The sequence below is a fragment of the Actinoplanes sp. NPDC023714 genome (assembly GCF_040639855.1).
In the GTDB taxonomy this organism is placed as follows: domain Bacteria; phylum Actinomycetota; class Actinomycetes; order Mycobacteriales; family Micromonosporaceae; genus Actinoplanes.
Genome location: NZ_JBFAAR010000001.1, coordinates 667,234 through 686,523, shown reverse-complemented (window position 1 = coordinate 686,523; position 19,290 = coordinate 667,234). Strand labels below are relative to the sequence as shown.

Here is a 19,290-nt window from a genome sequence, read left to right as displayed (position 1 = left end):
ACGCCCGAAATGCCGCTCTCCCGTACAGCCGGCCCGGCTCAGCGACCCTTCGGCGCCGGCCCCTCCCACGGCAGCTTCGGATCGAGCAGTGGCGCCACCAACTTCGCGTAGGCCGCCGTCAAATGGTTGCTGTCCCGATAGACCAGCCGGTTGCCGACCACGAGCGGGCACCGCGCGGCGCACAGCCACGGCAGCGGGTCGATGGTGGGCACCTTGGCGGCGTTGGCCGTGGCCCGCTGGATGGCCCGCCAGCCCGGCTCCAGGACCACCATGTCGGCGGGTGGTGCGCAGGTGCCGATCGCGGCGGGGCGGGTGGCCAGGCAGTCGGCCGGGTCGCCGGCGAGGAACGGGGTGTCGCCGAGGATCGCCACCGCGCCGGAGGTGCGCTTCAGGGTGGCGAGGGTGCGCTGCCAGCCGGAGCGCCAGACGGCTTCGGGGTCGGCCGGGTCGCCGGTGAGGAGGGCGCGGTAGTTCACGCTCGACGACACCACGACGAGGTCGGGGCTCAGCTTTCCGATCTTGCGGAGGATCTGCCGGCGCCAGGTGTCGCACGCGGTGTACCGGGTCTGTGACCGCCGCTCCTGCAGCGCCAGGTCGGCCGGGCTGCAGGCGCTGCGGGTGTAGACCATGAGCCGCCAGTCGTGCCGGCGGGCCAGTTCCTCCATGGCCGGGAACCACTGGAGGGCGTGCGAGTCGCCGAAGAGGACGACGGTGCGGCCGGCGTCGACGTTCGCGTAGGCGCACCCCGACGTGGGCTTGAACGGGCCGGTCAGGCCGACGTGGCAGCCCTCCTCCTGGGGCGCGGACCGTTCGCCGGCGGCAGTCTCGAACGCGGGCGTCAGGTTCTCCGGCAGCCTGCCGGCCGACTGCCCGTCGGCGATCATCTGCTTCAGCTCGCCGGCCGGGTCGACGGCCCGGGCCATCACCTTGCGGGCGTCCGGTACGGCCGCGCCGGTCGGCACGAGCGGCGGGAAGATCATGCCGAGGGCCGCGAGGCCGGCCGCGACGGCCGACAGGGCGAACCCGAGGCCGAGGCCGCGCCGCGGGTACGGCAGCCAGAAGCGATGGTGGCGCACCGGGTTCTCCAGGAGGTGATGGCTCACGGCGGCGAGGCCGAGGGCTCCCACGGCGACAGCGGCGCGCATCCACAGGCCGGGAGGGGCGAGGAAGAGCAGCGGCCAGTGCCACAGGTACCAGCCGTACGACATCCGGCCGATCCAGCGCATCGGGAACGTCTCCAGCAGCCGGTTGCCGCCGCCGGCGATCACCGCGATCGTGCCGAGGACGGGCAGCAGGGCCGCGGGACCCGGGAACGGGGTCGTCTCGTCGTACAGGGAAGCGGCCGCCACCAAGGCGGCCAGACCGACCCACGCCAGCCAGCGGCGCCGGCGATGCAGGCCGGTCATGAGGAGGGCGAGCAGCGCGCCCGCACCGAGCTCCCAGGCCCGGCTCAGCGAGCCGAAGTACGCCCACGGCACGGCCCGGCCCAGCTCGTGCGCGCTCCACGCGAACGAGCCGAGCGTGCCGAGCGTGAGCACCGCGCCGGGCAGCCACCGCCGGCGCCGGCCCCAGTACGCGAGGAGCCCGATCAGCACCGGCCAGACCAGGTAGAACTGCTCCTCGACGGCGAGCGACCAGAAGTGCTGGAACGGCGAGGGCGCCTGGTCGGCGAAGTAGTCGGTGCCGGCGTCGGCGAGCCGCAGGTTCATCGTGTACGTGGCGGCGCCCACCGCGTCGGCCGCGTAGCCGGGGAACCGGGTCGGCGGCGCGACGAACCAGACGGTCGCCAGCGTCGACACGATCACCAGGGTGGCCAGCGGCAGCAGCCGGACCGCCCGGCGCGCGTAGAACCGGGGCAGGTCCAGGCGTCCGGTGCCGAGCAGCTCGCTCCGGAGCAGCGAGGTGATCAGGAAGCCGGAGATGACGAAGAAGACGTCGACGCCGACGAATCCACCGGCCACGCCGGGCACACCCACGTGGGCGAGCACCACGAGCAGCACCGCCACGGCCCGCAGGCCCTCGATGTCCGCCCGGTGCCGGTGACGGGGCTGTGCCGCGGCGGGCGCCGGACGGACGTCGGGTCGTGGGAGCGTCGTGGTCATGGATCAGCCGTGCGCGGCGGCCATCGCGGGGGGACGGGCGAACGCCAGCACCGCGTGCCGGCCGAGGATCTCACCCTCCCGGGTCAGGCCCTCGAACCGCTCGGTCCAGGCGGTGAGCGCGGCCTGCTCGTCCTTGCGGCCGGCGTCGTCGAAGACCAGCGTCGCCCGGTCGGCGAGCCGCTTCTCGATCATGTGGAGGGCCGGGTAGCGGGCGCCCTCGCCGACCGCCGCGGGCGGGCCGTCGATCAGCACGAAGTCGATGTCGTGCAGGTCGGCCAGGGTCTCCGGGTCGTACCACGGGTAGTCGCGGCCGTCGATCGAGGCCGGGGTGAGCGGCGCGTCCCGGACCTCGGCCACCTCGGTGAGCCCGTGCGCCGCCAGCGTGGCGCGGGTGCGCCGGGCGAACTCGGCGTCGTGGTCCAGCGAGATGAGCCGGCCGCCGGACTGCTCGAGGGCGTACGCGATCCACACCGTCGACGTGCCGCTGCCCAGCTCCAGCACCAGGCGGGGCTGGCGGATCCGGATCAGGTGCAGCAGTTCCAGCAGGTCGGTCGGGTTCAGCGCCCAGTCGCCGGAGGACGGCATCGGCGCGCGCGGCACGAAGCCCTGGAACAGCTGCACGGTGGCCTCGAACTCGCGCGGCAGGCCGAGCACCTGCGCCGAGCCGGCCTTGCGGTCCATCACCTGCCGGACCCGGGCCACCGCCTCGGACAGCTCCAGGTGGCGGTCGCCGGCGGTGAGCCGCTCCCGCTCCACGGCGGCGACCAGCCGGCGCTGCATCTCCTCGACCGTGGTGCGCAGGTCACGCTGGGCGGCGAGCCCGGCCTTCTGCACGCCGGCGAGCCGGCGCAGCACCACGAGCAGGACCGCGAGCGTCACGCCGGCCAGCAGTCCGAGGAGCGCGGTCGCCACCCGGTCGTAGCCGGTGAGCGCGGTCGCCGCGACACCGGCGCAGAGGACGCCGGCGCCGCACAGGGCGGCCGCCTGTCGTCCGGAAAGGCTCGGCAGCCGGCGGACGGCCCGCCGGCCGATTCGGGTCAGGGAACTCATAGTCCGCACTCCTCATCGCTGCGTTCACCCTCGGTAACGCGGGTGGACACGCCCCCGTTACGCCCCCGAGCCCGGCACCCGCTGGGCCGGTGTGCCGGCCGGCGGGCGGGCCAGCGCGCCGATCCGCTCGGCGAGCACGTCCGGCCGGTGATCACGGGCGATCGCGGCGCGGGCACGGCGGCTCTGCTCGGCCCACCGGCGGGGCTCGGTCTGGAAACGGCGGATCACTTTCGGCACGTCGGCCGGGCGGCAGGCCACCGCGGCATCCCCGTAGGCGTCCCTCAACCGCTCGGGCACGAGCACGACGCACCCGGTCGCGGCCGCTTCGAGGGCCGGCCGGGAGAGCAGTTCCGGCGCCTGATCCGGGGGGAAATGCAGATAAAAATCCAACTGCGCCACAAACGTACGAGGGTCCAGATCGCCCGCCTCGTAGACCAGCCAGTCCACCGGCAGCGTGCCCGGTCGCAGCGGGTTCTCCGGCAGCCGTACCCGCACGTCGGCGCCCTTGCAGCGCCGGGGCACGGCGAGGATCGCGGCCAGGTCGCTCGCCCACTCGCCGGCGTCGCAGAGGTCGAGGCCCACCACCGGCGGGCCGGCCGGGTCGGGCAGCGGGCGGCGCACGTCCTCCGGCCGGACCGTGATCGACAGATCGAACTCGGTCAGGTCGGCGCCCTCCAGCAGGGCGCGCACCCCGGCGTCCTGCGGGCACCACAGCGGATCCACCCCGTAGAGCCGGCGCACCGCCGCGGAGGCCGCCTCGACCGTGTAGCGGCGGTCGCTGCCGTCCGGCCGGGCCGGCGCCCGGTCGGCGGCCAGGAGGACCCGGCGGGGGCGCAGGCCGCAGCCGCCCTCGGGGGCGAACTGGAGCACCTCGGGCTGCCGGACCAGGAGCAGCCCGGCCTCGATCCGGTCGCTCTCCAGCACCTGGGTCACCTGACCGGTATTGATCAGCTGTTGCACGCCCGGGCTGAGCGACCGGCGCTGCCGGTGCACCGAGCGCAGCGACTCGAGGTGCATGATCGCCACGGCGAGGCCGGCCCGGCGCAGGGCGCGCACCTCGGCGAGCGCGGCCCGCTGGGTGCCGGCCAGGAAACGCCAGTCGGCGGCCACCACGACGTCCCAGCCGGGCGCGGCCGCGCCGCCGGTCAGGTGCGGCGGGGCCACGAACGGGCGCTCCCGGCCGCCGGGCTCCTGCCGCAGCGGCTCACCGGAGGCGTGCCAGCAGCGGTAGGCCGACATGTACGCGGTCCGCGCCGGGTGCATCCAGTACGCGCGGATCTCGGCCCGGGACAGCGACCCCTCGGAGAGCCGGATCAGCGCGAGCGGCTTGGCGACCCGCCGTACCGCATCCGGTCCGAACGCCGCCTGGATGCGCTCCATGAACTCCGAGTCGGCGGCCTTGCGGACCCGGTCGAAGCAGCCGATCCGCAGGGTCACCGCCTCGCGCCGGAAGAGCAGCGAGGAGACGTTGACCCGGCCGCGCCGGATGCCCGGGCGGGTCATCACGAGCTGGTCGGTGACGCTGATCCCCTCGGACGTCGTGGCGACCACGTCGGTACGCCGCAGCAGCGGCTGGACCTGCAGCTCGACCCGGCGCGGGTGGGACCAGTCGTCGGAGTCCTGGAACGTGACGAACTCGCCGTGGGCCGCCTCGACGCCGGCGTTGCGGGCCGCGTACGTCCCGCTGTTCTCCGGCAGGCGCAGCACCCGGACCCGGTCGTCGAGCGCCTCCGCCTCGGCGAGGACCGCGTCGTACTCCGGCGGCGACGCGTCGTCGACGATCAGGATCTCCAGGTTGCGCCAGGTCTGCGCGGCGATCGACCGGACCGCGGTGATCAGCCCGACCCCGGGCCGGAACGCGGTCACCACGACGGTGACCCGCTGGTCGGACTGCACGGACGCGGCCGGCGCGGTGGTGAGCCGGTCGAACGGCAGCCGTTCCGGGGCGGCCATCAGCGCCGGAGCGGGCGCCGGGAAGAGCCGGCCGAACCGGGCCAGCCAGGTCTCCTCGGGGACCGAGCCGCCCGCGTACGGGTTGGCCAGGTCGATCTCCAGGGTCTCCCGGGCCGGCTGCGGGATCCGCCGGTACGCGGCGAGCAGGTCACGGGCCTGGGCCGGCCCCTGCCAGGCGTACGCGAGCTGGGTGTGCAGCGCCTGGTGGGCCGGCGGCACGGCCCGCGCGCCGAGGCCGGTCCGGATCAGCGCGTACAGCGCCAGCGCGTCCTCCCGGTCGCCGGGCAGCTCGTCCTGCAGCGCGATGGTCTGCGCCAGGCCGGCCAGCAGCGCCGGATCGGCCCGGCGGCGGAACCCGCGCAGCGGCCGGGTGTCCCCCGATCGGGCCGCCTCGAGCAACTCCTCGAGTGTCCCGCTCGCCCTCGCCGCCCTCCAGAGCACACTCCGCGCTGCCACCGAGCGGTTGCGCATCGCGGTGTGCGGCAGCGACAACTCCGCCCCGGCGCCGGCCAAAGTTACGTGATCGTCCAGCAACGCCACCGGCTGCGCCTCGGCCATCGACTCTCCGTCCGTGTACCCCGCGGTGTCGATCAGTCCAACGCGACGCGACGGCCCGGGGTGACGACGAGACTCACACGGCGGACAGGACGGCGGCCTCCACGCGGTCCCGGCCGGCCGCGTCGGCCCACGTGCCGACCAGGTAGAACGCGTCGACCACGTCACCGCCCAGAGTGGAGATCCGGGCGGCCCTGATCTCGGCGCCGGCCTCGTCGAGGGCGGCGGTCACCCGGTACAGCAGACCCGGCGAGTCGGCCGCGCGCAGCTCCAGCACGACCGCGTCGGTGGCCGCGGCGCGCTGCCACACCACCCGGGGCGAGGCCGTGCCGCCGCGAGCGCTCATGGCGCGGGCCCGCACACGCTGGGTCACCGAGACGTCCCCGGAGGCGACGCGGCGCAGATCCGCCGCGAGCGCCACCGGCTCGTACGGCGACCCGTACCGTGGCGACGTGTAGAACTCGACGATCGCCCGCCCGTCCACCGTCGCGGTGTTCGCGGCGACCACGTCGAGCCGGTGCATCGCGAGGCAGGCCGCCACCCCGGCGAGCAGGCCCCGCCGGTCGGCCGCGGCCACCGCGACCCGGTCGCCGTCCAGGTGCACGACCGGCAGGCCGCCCTCCAGCAGCTCCGGGTCGGGCTGCGGCGGCTCGGGCAGCTCGCCAGTGTCGAGCGCGGTGTGCACCCGGCGGACCAGCTCGGCCATGAGCCGGCCCTTCCAGTCCGACCAGGCGGCCGGGCCGGTGGCCTGCGAGTCGGCCCGGGCCAGTGCGTGCAGCAGGTCGAGGGTGGCCGGGTCGCCGACCGCCTCGGCCACCGTCGAGATGGTCTTCGGGTCGCTCAGGTCGCGGCGGGTCGCCACGTCCGGGAGCAGCAGGTGCAGCCGGACCATCTTCTCGACGGTCGCCACGTCGGCGGCGGGCAGGCCGATCCGGGCCGCGATCGCGGCGGCGATCGGGGCGCCGACGACGCTGTGGTCACCCGGCAGCCCCTTGCCGACGTCGTGCAGGAACGCGCCGAGCAGCAGCAGGTCGGGCCGGTCCACCTCGCGGGTGAACCGGGTCGCCTCGTACGCGGCCTGCACGAGGTGCCGGTCGAGGGTGTAGCGGTGGATCGGGTGGTGCTGGGGCAGGCTGCGCATCCGGGCCCACTCGGGCAGCCACGCGTCGATGAGGCCGTACCGGTCGCAGGTCTCCCAGGCCGGCAGCAGGCCGGGCCCGGAGCCGAGCAGCGAGATCAGGGCGGCCCGGGCGGCCGGCGGCCACGGCGTGGGCAGCGGCGGGCAGAAGGCGGCGAGCCACTCCGAGGTGGCGCGGGCGATCGGCAGCCGCACGATCGCGGCGGCCGCGGCGACGCGCAGCGAGAGGCTGGGGTCCGGGACCGGTCCGATGGCGGTGCGGGCGAGGACCAGCTCGCCGTCCTGCTCCACCACGTCCCGGGCGACCGGGCGGCGGGACGGCCCGGCCGGGGGCCCGCCGCGCCGGCGTCCGCTGCGCAGCCGGTCCACCGCGCGCCAGGCGTCGTTGACGGCGTGCGCGATCGTGCGGGCGTCGCCCGAGACCCGCCGCAGCAGCGCGTCGGCGTCCTCGAGGTCGAGCAGGTCGGCGACCGCGGCGCGCTCCTGGGCGACCAGCCGGTCGACCCGGCGGCCGACCGCGAGGTGCAGCGCGTCGCGGGTGTCGAGCAGGCGCAGCCCGGCCGCGCGGACCGCGGGGCGCATGGTGTCGGCGATGCCGGCCCGGCCGATGCCGCGCAGCAGCGTCAGGTCGCGCAGGCCGCCGGCCGCCTCCTTGAGGTCGCCCTCCAGGAGGAAGGCGAGCTCGCCGTGCTGGGTCCATCTCGCGGTGGTGAGCTCGCGGAGCTGCGGCAGCAGCCGGACCGCGGTCCGCCGCCACTGGTCGCCGGTCGCCGCGATCATCTCGGCGGAGAGGGCGGGGTCGCCGGCGACGTGCCGGGCGTCGAGCAGGCCGAGCGCCACCTTCACGTCGTCGTGCGCCACCGAGAGCGCCTCGGGCAGGGTCCGCACCGAGTGGTCGAGGCCGACGCGGGCGTCCCAGATGGGGTACCAGAGGCCGGAGGCGATCCGGTCGATCCCGGCCGTGCCGTTGTGCACGAGCACCAGGTCGAGGTCGCTGTAGGGCGCGCAGTCCCGACGGCCCAGACCGCCCACGGCCAGGAGGCTCACTCCGGGTACGTGGGACGGGAAGAGCTCGGTCAGCCACACGTCGAGCGCCGCGGCCCGTTCGTTCCGGGACGCGGCGCCGATGTGGTCACGCAGTTTGTCGAGTGAGCCACCGGCGGCCGGGCGGGCCGGCGGGGCCGGCGGCTCACTCAACGGGTTGGTCATGTCGTCTACAGGGCGTCGAGGCCGCGCTCGCCGGTGCGGACCCGGACCACGTCGTCGACCGACGTGACCCAGACCTTCCCGTCACCGATCTTGCCGGTGCGCGAGGCCGTGATGACGGCGTCAACGATCTTCTCGACGTCGATCTCGTCGGTCAGCACCTCGACCTTGATCTTCGGCAGGAACTCGACGGTGTACTCGGCGCCCCGGTACACCTCGGTGTGTCCCTTCTGCCGGCCGTATCCCTGTACCTCGCTCACGGTGAGCCCGGCGACGCCCAGGGCGTGCAGAGCCTCCTTCACCGCGTCGAGCTGGTACGGCTTGATGACCGCGGTCACCAGCTTCATGCTCAGTCCTTCCATCGGAGCAGCCATCAGTATTTAACCGGAAACCTTCTCGCTGACCGGGGAAGTCTCCGGAGCGGCGGTCGTACCGGGCTTGAGACCGGCCATCGCGAAGGCGCCGCCGCCGCTGCCACCGGCCTGGGTGAGGTCGTAGCCGCTCTCGGCGTGCTCGTTGAGGTCGATGCCGTCGATCTCGGCCTCCTCGGAGACCCGGAAACCGATGGTCTTCTTGATCACGAAGCCGAGCGCGAAGGCCACCACGAAGGAGTAGACCGTCACGATCAGCGCGCTCAGCGCCTGGATGCCGAGCTGCTTCACGCCGCCGCCCATGAACAGGCCGTCGTTCGCGACCAGCGAGTTGACGGCGCTGTCGCCGAAGAGGCCGATCCAGAGGCAGCCGATCCAGCCGCCGACGAAGTGCACGCCGACCACGTCGAGCGAGTCGTCGTAGCCGAGCTTGTACTTCAGGCTGACCGCCAGGGCACAGACCGCGCCGGCGACGAGGCCGAGCAGGGTGGCGGCCCAGGGGGCGACGAAGGCACAGGCCGGGGTGATGGCGACCAGGCCGGCGATGGCGCCCGAGGACGCGCCGACCAGGGTCGGCCTGCCGTCGCGGATCTTCTCGACGATCAGCCAGCCGAGGACCGCCGCGGCGGTCGCGAGCTGGGTGTTGATGAAGGCGAGACCGGTGATCGAGTCGGCGGTGAGCTCGGAGCCGGCGTTGAAGCCGAACCAGCCGAACCACAGCAGACCGGTGCCGAGCGCGACCAGCGGGATGTTGTGCGGCTTCATCGCCTCACGGGGCCAGCCGAGACGCTTGCCGAGCACCAGGACCAGGGCGAGCGCGGCCGCACCGGCGTTGATGTGGACCGCGGTGCCACCGGCGAAGTCGAGGGCGCCGAGGTCGTAGATGAAGCCACCGCCCCAGACCCAGTGGGCGACCGGGAAGTAGACCAGGGTGGCCCACGCGCCGGCGAACAGCAGCCAGCCGCTGAACTTCGTACGGTCGCTGATCGCGCCGCTGATGAGAGCCACGGTGATGACCGCGAACATCATCTGGAAGGCCATGAAGACGTAGAGCGGGATGCCGGTGCCGCTCGGGTTCTCCGCGCTGGCGCCCCACAGGTCGCCCTCGCCGAGGAAGGTCTTCGTGCCGAGGTAGTCACCGATGTTGCCGATGACGCCGCCCTGGTCGGTGCCGAAGGCGATGGAGAAGCCGTAGAAGAACCAAAGTACGGAGACGAGCCCGATGGAGCTGAAGCTCATCATCATCATGTTCAGTACGCCCTTGGACCGGTTCAGGCCGCCGTAGAACAGCGCCAGTCCAGGGGTCATGAGCAACACGAGTGCGGTGGAGACGAGCAGCCACGCGGTGTTGCCGGTATCGATCGTCGGTGCTTCAGGCACGCTGGCCTCCTAGGTAGGATTCCCTCCTTCACGGCGCAGCGTGGCGGCATCGCCCCTGGCCGGATGCGCGAAGCTTTCCGGTCCGCTGTTTCGCGGACGGTCTTCGAGCGATTACCGGCGAGTGACGGCGTGTTTCCGACGTGTGAAGAAAATCTCACAACCCCCCGGAGGGGTCAGCGGAGCGCGTACTCGAGGGTGTGCCGCTCGTAGTCGAGCAGCCGCAGGTCCCTCATCGGGCGGCGCAGGTGGCCCTTGTGCACGATCCGGACGAACGCCGGGTCGCCGGCGGCGGCCATCCTGCGGATGCCCTCCACGTGGTCCACGATCCTCTTCCGGATGGTCCGGACCAGGCGGTGCCGGTCGCGCGGGATCAATCCGTACGCGTCGGCGAACAGGCGCAGGCGGCGCGGCCGGTTCGGCCGTTTCCAGCCGAGCGTGTAGGAGTCGCGGTCGCTGAAGAGGGGGACCCACGTCCAGGCGGCGTACGCCACGTCGTAGAGCCGTGAGCCCGGCGAAGCGAGATCGAAATCGATCAGGGCCAGCGTCCCGTCCGGCCGCCAGACCACGTTGTGCGGGGCGGCGTCGTGGTGACAGATCACCTCGGTGTCCGGCGGGGGCGGCCCGAACGAGCGCCAGACCGCGCCGGGCGGCGGGACGAAGCCGTACTGCGCGTCGTGGAACATCCGCAGCATCGTGCCGACGGTGACCAGCGCCTCCTCGGTCACCCAGTGCGGGGCCAGGGGGTACTCGCCGCACTCGCCGTCCAGGTAGGAGAGGACCTCGCGGCCCTTCTCGTCCATGCCCAGCGCGTGCGGCGAACCGGTGAAACCGACCCGTTCCAGATGGTTCAGCAGGGCGTGCACGGCCGGGGTCCAGGGACCCGCGTTACGCCGGACCGTGTCACCGATCCGGGACACCGTGCTGACGTTGCCACCGTGCAGCGGAATCTCGCGCACCGGCTCCTGCGTCACCAACGTCCTCCCGGGATCTCTTCCGTACCTGCCGACCGTCTCGAAGCCTACGCGTCCCCGCCGATGAGGGCCTCGACGAAGGCCGCCGGCTCGAACGGCGCGAGGTCGTCCGGACCCTCGCCCAGGCCGACGAGCTTGACCGGGATGCCCAGCTTGCGCTGCACCGCGATGACGATGCCGCCCTTCGCCGTGCCGTCCAGCTTGGTCAGCACCACACCCGTGACATCCACCACCTCGGTGAACACCCGGGCCTGCTCCAGGCCGTTCTGGCCGGTCGTGGCGTCGAGCACCAGCAGGGTCTCGTCGACCGGGCCGTGCTTCTCGACGACCCGCTTCACCTTGCCGAGCTCGTCCATGAGGCCGACCTTGTTCTGCAGCCGGCCCGCGGTGTCGATCAGCACGGTGTCCACGCCGACCTCGATACCCCGTTTCACGGCGTCGAACGCCACGCTCGCCGGGTCGCCGCCCTCGGGGCCGCGCACGGTCTCGGCGCCGACCCGCTCGCCCCACGTGGAGAGCTGCTCGGCGGCGGCCGCCCGGAAGGTGTCGGCGGCGCCGAAGAGCACGCTGCGGCCGTCCGCGATCAGGACCCGGCCGATCTTGCCGCAGGTGGTGGTCTTGCCGGCGCCGTTCACGCCGACGACCATGACGACGGCCGGGCGGCCCTCGTGCGGGGTGGTCTTGAGACTGCGGTCCATGCCGGGCTCGAGGGCCGCGGTCAGCTCCTCGGCCAGCTGCTCCCGGACCTCGGTGACGGTGCGCGTGCCGAGGATCCGGACCCGCTCCCGGAGACGCTCGACGATCACCTGGGTGGCCTCGACACCGACGTCCGCGGTGATCAGGCTCTCCTCGATCTCCTCCCAGTCCTCCTCCTCGAGGTGGTCCCGGGAGAGGACGCTGAGCAGGCCCCGGCCCAGCGCGTTCTGCGAGCGGGCGAGCCGGGCGCGCAGCCGGACCAGGCGGCCGGCCGTCGGCTCCGGCTTCTCGAGCTCGGGGGCGGCGGGCTCCTCGACGACCGGCGGCGCGGCCTCCTCCACCACCGGCGCGGGCGAGACCGGCCGCTCGATCAGCGGCGGGATCTCCTCGTCCGGCACCGCCGGGACGGCGGGCGGGCGCTCGAGGGTGGTGGTCGAGCCCGCGGAGGGCGGTGGCGGGAGCTCACGGCGGCGCATCCTCGGCACCACCAGCCCGACCGCGCCCGCGACCAGGACGACGAGCAGGATCACTGCGGCGACCACGTATTCCATGCCCGAATCCTGACAGATGAGCCGAACCGCCGTGGCGAGGGTCGCGCACTGGCGATTCCGGGTAGAGGTGGCGGAGTATGGGGCACCCCTTGTGAACACCTGTGGAGGCACCCGAATGCGGCTTTACCCCGGCGCTGCCCGGTGACCGCGCAACTGCTCATCGGCCCGGTGCTGCGGCGCGTGACCGGCGACCGCGCCACCATCTGGCTGGAGACGAGCGAGCCCGCCGAGGTGCGGGTCGAGGCCGAGGGCGGCGCCGCCGGCTCCGCGGCGACCTTCTCCGCGTACGGGCACCACTACGCCCTCGTCGTGGTGACCGGCCTGGTCCCGGACGCGGCCCAGTCCTACACCGTGTCGCTGGACGACCGGACCGTGTGGCCGGCGGCCGGTTCCCCGTACCCTCCCTCGGTCATCCGGACCCGGAGCACCGACGACAGCCGCGAGCCCGTCAACCTCGCCTTCGGATCGTGCCGGGAGGCGACCCCGCAGTCGGCGCGGAAGAGGCTGCCACCGGACGCGCTCGACGCCTTCGCCCGGCGGCTGATGACCGATTCGCGCACCCGGCCCGACCTGCTGGTGCTGCTCGGCGACCAGGTCTACGCCGACGAGACCTCGCCGAAGGTGCGCCGGTTCATCCGGGCCCGGCGGCGCAACGGCCATCAGGGCCCGGACAACCAGGTCGTCGGCTTCGAGGAGTACACGAAGCTCTACCTGGAGTCGTGGCGCGACCCGGAGGTGCGCTGGCTGCTCTCCACCGTGCCGAGCGTGATGATCTTCGACGACCACGAGCTGATCGACGACTGGAACACCTCGGCGTCCTGGCGTGCCGACATGGCGCGGCAGCCGTGGTGGCGGGAGCGGATCGCCGGCGGGCTCGCGTCGTACTGGATCTATCAGCACCTCGGGAACCTGGGACCGGACGAGCTCGCCGCCGACCCGCTCTTCCAGAAGGTGTCGACGGCCGGCGACGCCACCGACCTGATGCGCGACTTCGGGCGGTCGGTCGACGAGCCGGAGTCGGCCGAGAACACCGACCAGCCCTACCAGTGGAGCTTCGCGCTCGACCTCGGCCGGACCCGCCTCGTGGTCCTGGACAACCGCTGCAACCGGGTCCTCACGCCGGGCGCGCGGGCCATGCTGCCGGCCGCCGAGTGGGACTGGTTCCTGGACCGCGCCCACGGCGACTACGACCACCTGGTGATCGGCTCGTCGCTGCCGTGGCTCATGCCGCCCGCCATCCACCACCTGGAGGCGTGGAACGAGCGGATCGCCGAGTCGCCGACCGCCTGGAAGGCCGCGCTCGGCGAGAAGATGCGGCGCGCCTTCGACCTGGAGCACTGGGCCGCGTTCGGCAAGTCGTTCGACGCGCTCGGCGAGCTGTTCCGGCGGCTGGGCGAGGGCGGTCCGACCCCGATCGGGCACCGGGTCGGCGCGGGCGGGGCCTACGCCGCCCCCGCCTCGATCAGCGTCCTCTCCGGTGACGTCCATCACTCGTACGTGGCCCGCGCCGAGTTCGGGCACCCGCTGCCCACCCCCGTCATGCAGCTGACCTGCTCGCCGATCCACAACCAGGTGCCCGCGCCGCTGCGCCCGCTGATGCGCGCCAGCTGGTCGCGGGCGGTGGCCCGGGTGGCCCGCGGGCTGTCCAAGTCCGCCGGTGTGGCCAAACCGGCGGTCCGCTGGAAGCGGCTGGCCGGGCCGTACTTCGGCAACGCGGTCGGCACCCTGCGCATCGAGGGGCAGACCGCCACGGCCCGGATCGAGGGCACCTCGAAGGACGGCGACCTCTTCGAGGTGGCGGCCGTCAAGTTCTAGGTGTCAGTCCAGGGCCGGGATGGTCGCCTTCCCCCGGTCCGCGACCTTGAAGTTGGTCATGAAATCGCCCTCGCCGGCCTCCTGGACGATCACCCGGTCGCCCTCCGGGGCGGCGAGGGCGAACAGGCCGGCCACCTCGATCAGCCGGCCCGGGCTGTCGGCCGGCGGCTCCGGGAACGTGAAGATCTGGTCCTTCTCGGGGGCGTCGCACGCCTCGGTCCTCAGCCGCAGCGGGTTCGCGCCGCCGGGCGCGTTCACCTGGAGGCAGTACGCCTCTCCCCCGGTGCGCAGCGTGCCGGTCTTCAGCAGGAACCCCGGGCCGGACGGGACGGCCACGAAGAGGGCGCGGTCGTCGTACCCGCCCAGCTTCACGACGCCGTCGGATCCGACCGTGAGCACGCGGTCGCCACCGGACTCGACGGTGGCGAAGGTCACCTGGCGGCCCGGCTCGGGCGTGGCGCCCGGCCCGGCAGGCTCCTCGGTGGTCGCCTCCACGGTGGGCGCTATCGATGCCGGCGCTGCCTCAGGAGTCTCCGGAGAAGCAGACGAACAGGCGGAGACTGACAACGCCAGCGCGAGGACGGCGATCCGGCCGAAAGGTGACATGTCCCCATCCTCGCCGCAGCGGGCAAGTCACCCCGGCAGGTCGAGGACCTTGCGGAGGTACGGGACGTGCTCCGTCCCCGCCCACCGGTAGCCGGACAGGCCGGCCGCCCGCGCGCCCCGGATCACCCGGTCGTCGTCGTCCACCATGAGCACGTGCTTCGGCAGCTGGCCGATCTCCTGGCAGGCCTGCTCGAAGAACTCCGGAGCCGGCTTGTGGATCTTCATCTCCCAGGAGCTGAGCACCAGGTCCACCTCGCCGGTGAGGCCGAGCGCGTCCAGGTCGCCGCGGAGGCGGTCGGTCGCGTTCGTGGCGATCGCGACCGGGCGGCCGGCCGCGCGCACCTCGCGGACGAACGCGAGCACCTCCGGGTCGACCTCGCCCCGGTAGGCCTGCCACTCGGCCACCGCGGCGGCCGACTCCTCGTCGCCGAGCGGGAGCCGGCTCGCCACCAGGCCCATCCACTCCTCGTCGGAGATCTCGCCGGCCATGGCGGGCCGGTAGACGTCCCACGACATCGCCGTCTCGAGCAGCGCGGCCGGCTTCAGGCCGTACTTCACCTCGACGGCGATCATCGGAGCCGGATCCCAGCGGCGCAGAACGCCGTCCAGGTCGATGAACAGGGCCCGGGCGCGATCGCGCATATGTCTTACTGCTCCTCTGTCTCGCGAACCAGGCGCTGGCTGATCACCTGGGTGACGCCGGCTCGCATCGTGACGCCGTAGAGGGCGTCCGCGACCTCCATCGTGCGCTTCTGGTGCGTGATGATGAGCAGCTGGCTCTTCTCCCGCAACTGCTGGAAGAGGGTAATCAACCGGCCCAGGTTCACGTCGTCGAGGGCCGCCTCCACCTCGTCCATGATGTAGAAGGGCGAGGGGCGGGCCCGGAAGATCGCGCAGAGCATCGCGACCGCGGTGAGCGAGCGCTCGCCACCGGAGAGCAGCGACAGCCGCTTGATCTTCTTGCCCGGCGGGCGGGCCTCGACCTCGACGCCGGTGGTGAGCATGTCCTCCGGGTCGGTCAGCACGAGGCGGCCCTCGCCGCCCGGGAAGAGCACCTGGAAGACGGTCTGGAACTCGCGGGCGGTGTCCTCGAACGCCGACGTGAAGACCTCGAGGATCCGGTCGTCGACGTCCTTCACCACGGTGAGCAGGTCCCGGCGGGTCGCCTTCAGGTCCTCGAGCTGGTCGGAGAGGAACTTGTAGCGCTCCTCCAGCGCCGCGAACTCCTCCAGGGCGAGCGGGTTCACCTTGCCGAGCAGGGTGAGGTCGCGCTCCGCCTTGTTGGCCCGCTTCTCCTGGGTGGGCCGGTGGAACGGGACCGGCTCCGGGGCCGGCTTGCCGTCCTTCTCGGCCAGCGCCACGTCGGCCTGGGTCGGCGGGACGAGCTGGTCCGGGCCGTACTCGCTGATCAGCGTCTCGACGTCGAGCGAGAAGTCCTCGGCGGCCTTCGCCTCCAGCTGGTCGATGCGCATCCGCTGCTCGGCGCGGGCCATCTCGTCGCGGTGCACCTCGCTGGTGAGCCGCTCCAGCTCGGTGACGAGGCGCTTCGCGGTGGCCCGTACCTCCTGCAGCTCCGCCTCCCGGCTGGTCCGCGCCTGCGCCAGCTCGTCCCGGTGCTCGGCCGCCGCCGCGAGCGAGACGGCGACCCGCTCCAGGGCGCCGGCCGCGCCGAGCGCGACCGCCTGAGCGATCTTGGCGCCGCGGGCGCGGGCCTCCCTGCGGGCCTGGGCCCGCTCCCGGGCCTGCCGCTCGGCGTTGGCCTGCCGCATCAGCGAGTCGGCGCGGCCGGCGATCGAGGAGACCCGCTCCTCGGCGGTGCGCACCGCGAGCCGGACCTCCATCTCGTTCTGCCGGGCCTGCGGCACCATCGCGGCGAGCTGATCGCGCTCCTCGGTGGAGGGTTCCTCGTCGATCGGGGTGTCCTCGGCCAGCCGGAGACGCTCCTCCAGCTCGGCGAGGCGCATCAGGTCGGTCTCCCGGGCCGCTTCGGCCTTCTGCCGGGACGCGCCGAGCCGCTCGCTCTCCGCCTTCGCCGACCGGGCCGCCGCGCCGAGCTCGGCCAGCCGCCGGGCGGCCGCGTTGCGCTCGCCCTCGGCCGCGCGCTTCTCCTGCGCGGCCAGGTTGACGGCCTGCTTGAGTTCGGCCACCTCGGCCCGGGCCGCGCCGAGCTGGTCCTTGAGCTCGGCGATCGCCTGCTCGGCGGTGGCGCGCTTCGCCTTCGCCTCGTCGACGGCGGCCTGCACCTCGATGTAGCTGGTCGCCTTGGACGAGCCGCCGGCCGCCGCGTACGCGCCGAGCACGTCACCCTCCGGCGTCACCGCGCGCAGCTCGGCGTTCCCGGCGATCAGCGCGGCGGCGGCGGTCAGGTCCGGGACGAGCACGACGTCGCGCAGCACCCGGTTGAGCGCCGGGCGGATCTGGTCCGGGCAGTCGACCACCTCGGGCGCCCAGACGGCGTCCTCCGGCAGTTCGGGCCGCAGGCTCGCGAGCGATCCCCGCATCCCGGGTCCGGCGGCGCCGGCCACCACGAGGTCGGCGCGGCCCGCGTCAGCGATCTTGAGCGTACGCATCGCCTCGATCGCCTCGTCCACCCCGGAGAGGGCGACCGCGTCGGCGAGGCCGCCCAGCGCCGCGGCGAGCGCGACCTCGTGGCCGGGCCGGACCGTCAGCATCGAGGCGAGGCTGCCGAGCAGGCCGGGCACCTGGCCGGCCTTGGCGAGCAGCGCGCCGGCGCCGTCCTTGCGCTGCAGGCCGAGCGCGAGCGCCTCCTCGCGGGCCTTCCAGCTGGCGGCGTCCTTCTCGGCGGCGCGCTCGGCGTCGGACAGCTCGCGGACCACGGCGGCGGCCCGGTCGTGCGCCGCGACCGCCTCGTCGTGCCGGGCGTCCAGGCCGGCGTTGTCCCGGTCGGCCTCCGACGACTCGGCCGCGACCAGGTCCACCTCGGCCTGCGCCGCCTCGGCCCGCATCAGCGCGTCGGTGTGCGCCGCCGCGAGCCGCTCGATCTCCTCGTCCGCGCTGCTGGTCCGCGCCCGCGCGGCGTTCACGTTGCCGGTCAGCTTCGCGAGGCCCTCACGCCGGTCGGCGATCGCCTTCGCGGCGGCCCGCAGCGCACCCTCGGCCGCGGCGAGCTGGCGTTCCAGGTCCTGCCGCTGCTCGACCGCCTCGGCCAGGCGCATCTGGTCCTCGGTGAGCGCCTCGCGCAGCTCCTCCTCCTGCTCGCGCACCCGCTCGGCCTCGGCCTCGAGCATCTCCGGGTCGCGGCCCGGGCGTTCCTCGTCGGGCGTGGCGGCGAGGTGGCGCAGGCGCTCGGTGGCGAGCTGCTCGGTGGAGCGGAAGCGCTCCTGCAGGGTGGAGAGCTTGTACCAGGCGTCCTGCGCGGCCTGCAGCAGCGGCGCGTCCTCGGCGTGCTGGGCCTCCAGATCGGCGAGCCACCGCTGGACCTCGCGGTTCTCCTCCTCGACCTGCTGCCGCCGCTCGCGCATCGCCGACTCGTCGGCGATCTCCTTATCCAAAGTGGTCCGCAGGGTGTGCAGGTCGTCGGCGAGCAGCCGGAGCCGGGCGTCGCGCAGGTCGGCCTGGATGCCGGCCGCGCGCCGGGCCACCTCGGCCTGCTTGCCGAGCGGCTTGAGCTGGCGGCGCAACTCGGTGGTGAGGTCACCCAGACGGTTCAGGTTGACCTGCATGGCGTCGAGCTTGCGGATCGCCTTCTCTTTGCGCTTGCGGTGCTTGAGTACGCCGGCCGCCTCCTCGATGAAGGAGCGGCGGTCCTCCGGCTTGGCGTGCAGCATCGCGTCGAGCCGGCCCTGGCCGACGATGATGTGCATCTCCCGGCCGATGCCGGAGTCGCTGAGCAGCTCCTGGATGTCGAGCAGCCGGCAGGCGTTGCCGTTGATCTCGTACTCGCTCGCGCCGTCCCGGAACATCCGGCGGGTGATCGAGACCTCGGTGTACTCGATGGGCAGGGCGCCGTCGTTGTTGTCGATCGTGAGCGTCACCTCGGCGCGGCCCAGCGGCGCCCGGCCGGCCGTGCCGGCGAAGATGACGTCCTCCATCTTGCCGCCGCGCAGCGCCTTGGCGCCCTGCTCGCCGAGAACCCAGGCGATGGCGTCGACGACGTTGGACTTGCCGGATCCGTTCGGGCCCACGACACAGGTGATGCCCGGCTCCAGCCGCAACGTGGTAGCGGAGGCGAAGGACTTGAAGCCCTTGACCGTCAGGCTCTTGAGGTGCACGGATCTCCGGGGGTCGGCGGTGGTCTGCTGGAGGCAGGCTACCCGCAGGGGATCGGAACAGCGGTGACACGGCGCGCCAGCGGTGCCCGCAGGAGGCGGAAAAACGGGCAAAAAGCTGCGCGCCGCCACAATCGTGGAGGCGCGCTTTTTCTTTGGTGCTTCTTCTTCAGTTCTTCTGCTGCATGACCAGAGTGCGAGGGGGGATGAACGCCGGGATGTCACCCCGCGGACTCACCAGCGTTCGGACGGAACTCAGGTCAGTGCGGGCTCGGTCAGCCGCGCGAAATCGTCTGCCTCCACGGCTGCCGCCGCGAGACGATCGTTTTCCGCCCGGAGGCGGGTGACCTCGAACTCCAGGGACTGGACCCTGGAACGCAGTCGGGTGACCTCGTCGAGGAGGCGCCGGTCGGGCGCCGCACCTACGTGGCCGTAGAGGGCCTTCGCCATCGTGACTCCTTGTGACGCTCTGCGTCTCGTTGTGATGCGTTGCCGGAAAGCCGGCCAACGTGCGCCCGAATCGGTGCACAGCACCCGCACTCACGGGCACGCGTGAGCGCAGAATCCTGCCCGTGCAGCTGGACCGAATTCTTCAGGTGCAAGGCTCACGCCACGAGTGAAACCGGGGCATGAGTGGGCGCGACTGGCGACAACTCCATAGTCCGCC

At 73.2% G+C, this 19,290-nt stretch carries 13 protein-coding genes; 1 reads left to right on the top strand and 12 read right to left on the bottom strand.

Going from position 1 to position 19,290, the window contains the following annotated elements; all coding sequences use genetic code 11:
- Positions 1–38 precede the first annotated feature (38 nt).
- The 8 genes from AB0G10_RS03325 to ftsY all read right to left on the bottom strand — a co-directional run bounded on the left by AB0G10_RS03325 (position 39) and on the right by ftsY (position 11,973).
- Positions 39–2,102 carry an acyltransferase family protein gene (locus AB0G10_RS03325; RefSeq protein ID WP_360915728.1) on the bottom strand — a complete coding sequence of 688 codons (2,064 nt, stop codon included), beginning with the start codon at positions 2,100–2,102 and terminating at the stop codon, positions 39–41.
- 3 nt (positions 2,103–2,105) lie between these two features.
- Positions 2,106–3,152: a class I SAM-dependent methyltransferase gene (locus AB0G10_RS03320; RefSeq protein WP_360915725.1), complete on the bottom strand. Its 1,047-nt coding sequence runs from the start codon at positions 3,150–3,152 to the stop codon at positions 2,106–2,108.
- Between the two features lie 57 nt (positions 3,153–3,209).
- On the bottom strand, positions 3,210–5,663 hold the full coding sequence (locus AB0G10_RS03315) for a glycosyltransferase family 2 protein (protein WP_360915722.1): 2,454 nt from the start codon (positions 5,661–5,663) through the stop codon (positions 3,210–3,212).
- A gap of 73 nt (positions 5,664–5,736) precedes the next feature.
- Positions 5,737–8,007, bottom strand: a complete 2,271-nt coding sequence (locus AB0G10_RS03310) for a [protein-PII] uridylyltransferase (protein WP_360915719.1) — start codon at positions 8,005–8,007, stop codon at positions 5,737–5,739.
- A gap of 5 nt (positions 8,008–8,012) precedes the next feature.
- Positions 8,013–8,351 carry a P-II family nitrogen regulator gene (locus AB0G10_RS03305; protein ID WP_041830256.1) on the bottom strand — a complete coding sequence of 113 codons (339 nt, stop codon included), beginning with the start codon at positions 8,349–8,351 and terminating at the stop codon, positions 8,013–8,015.
- Positions 8,352–8,384: 33 nt separating this feature from the next.
- A complete protein-coding gene (locus AB0G10_RS03300) occupies positions 8,385–9,755 on the bottom strand; it encodes an ammonium transporter (RefSeq protein ID WP_360915716.1) in 1,371 nt (456 codons plus the stop codon).
- 173 nt (positions 9,756–9,928) lie between these two features.
- On the bottom strand, positions 9,929–10,726 hold the full coding sequence (locus AB0G10_RS03295; RefSeq protein ID WP_014447157.1) for an aminoglycoside phosphotransferase family protein: 798 nt from the start codon (positions 10,724–10,726) through the stop codon (positions 9,929–9,931).
- A gap of 47 nt (positions 10,727–10,773) precedes the next feature.
- Complete coding sequence (gene ftsY / locus AB0G10_RS03290) at positions 10,774–11,973, bottom strand: signal recognition particle-docking protein FtsY (RefSeq protein WP_360915713.1); 1,200 nt, start codon at positions 11,971–11,973, stop codon at positions 10,774–10,776.
- A gap of 141 nt (positions 11,974–12,114) precedes the next feature.
- Here ftsY and AB0G10_RS03285 point away from each other — a divergent pair, with 141 nt between their 5' ends.
- Positions 12,115–13,788: an alkaline phosphatase D family protein gene (locus AB0G10_RS03285; protein WP_360915710.1), complete on the top strand. Its 1,674-nt coding sequence runs from the start codon at positions 12,115–12,117 to the stop codon at positions 13,786–13,788.
- 3 nt (positions 13,789–13,791) lie between these two features.
- Here the strand turns inward: AB0G10_RS03285 and AB0G10_RS03280 are convergent, their stop codons facing one another.
- From AB0G10_RS03280 to AB0G10_RS03265, 4 genes are all read right to left on the bottom strand, one after another.
- Positions 13,792–14,394: a hypothetical protein gene (locus AB0G10_RS03280; protein ID WP_360915707.1), complete on the bottom strand. Its 603-nt coding sequence runs from the start codon at positions 14,392–14,394 to the stop codon at positions 13,792–13,794.
- A gap of 27 nt (positions 14,395–14,421) precedes the next feature.
- A complete protein-coding gene (locus AB0G10_RS03275; RefSeq protein WP_360915704.1) occupies positions 14,422–15,036 on the bottom strand; it encodes an HAD-IA family hydrolase in 615 nt (204 codons plus the stop codon).
- A gap of 5 nt (positions 15,037–15,041) precedes the next feature.
- A complete protein-coding gene (gene smc, locus AB0G10_RS03270; RefSeq protein WP_360915701.1) occupies positions 15,042–18,626 on the bottom strand; it encodes a chromosome segregation protein SMC in 3,585 nt (1,194 codons plus the stop codon).
- Positions 18,627–18,878: 252 nt separating this feature from the next.
- The gene (locus AB0G10_RS03265; protein ID WP_127543095.1) at positions 18,879–19,073 is read right to left on the bottom strand and encodes a hypothetical protein; all 195 of its coding nucleotides are present in this window, start codon (positions 19,071–19,073) and stop codon (positions 18,879–18,881) included.
- Between the last annotated feature and the right edge of the window lie 217 nt (positions 19,074–19,290).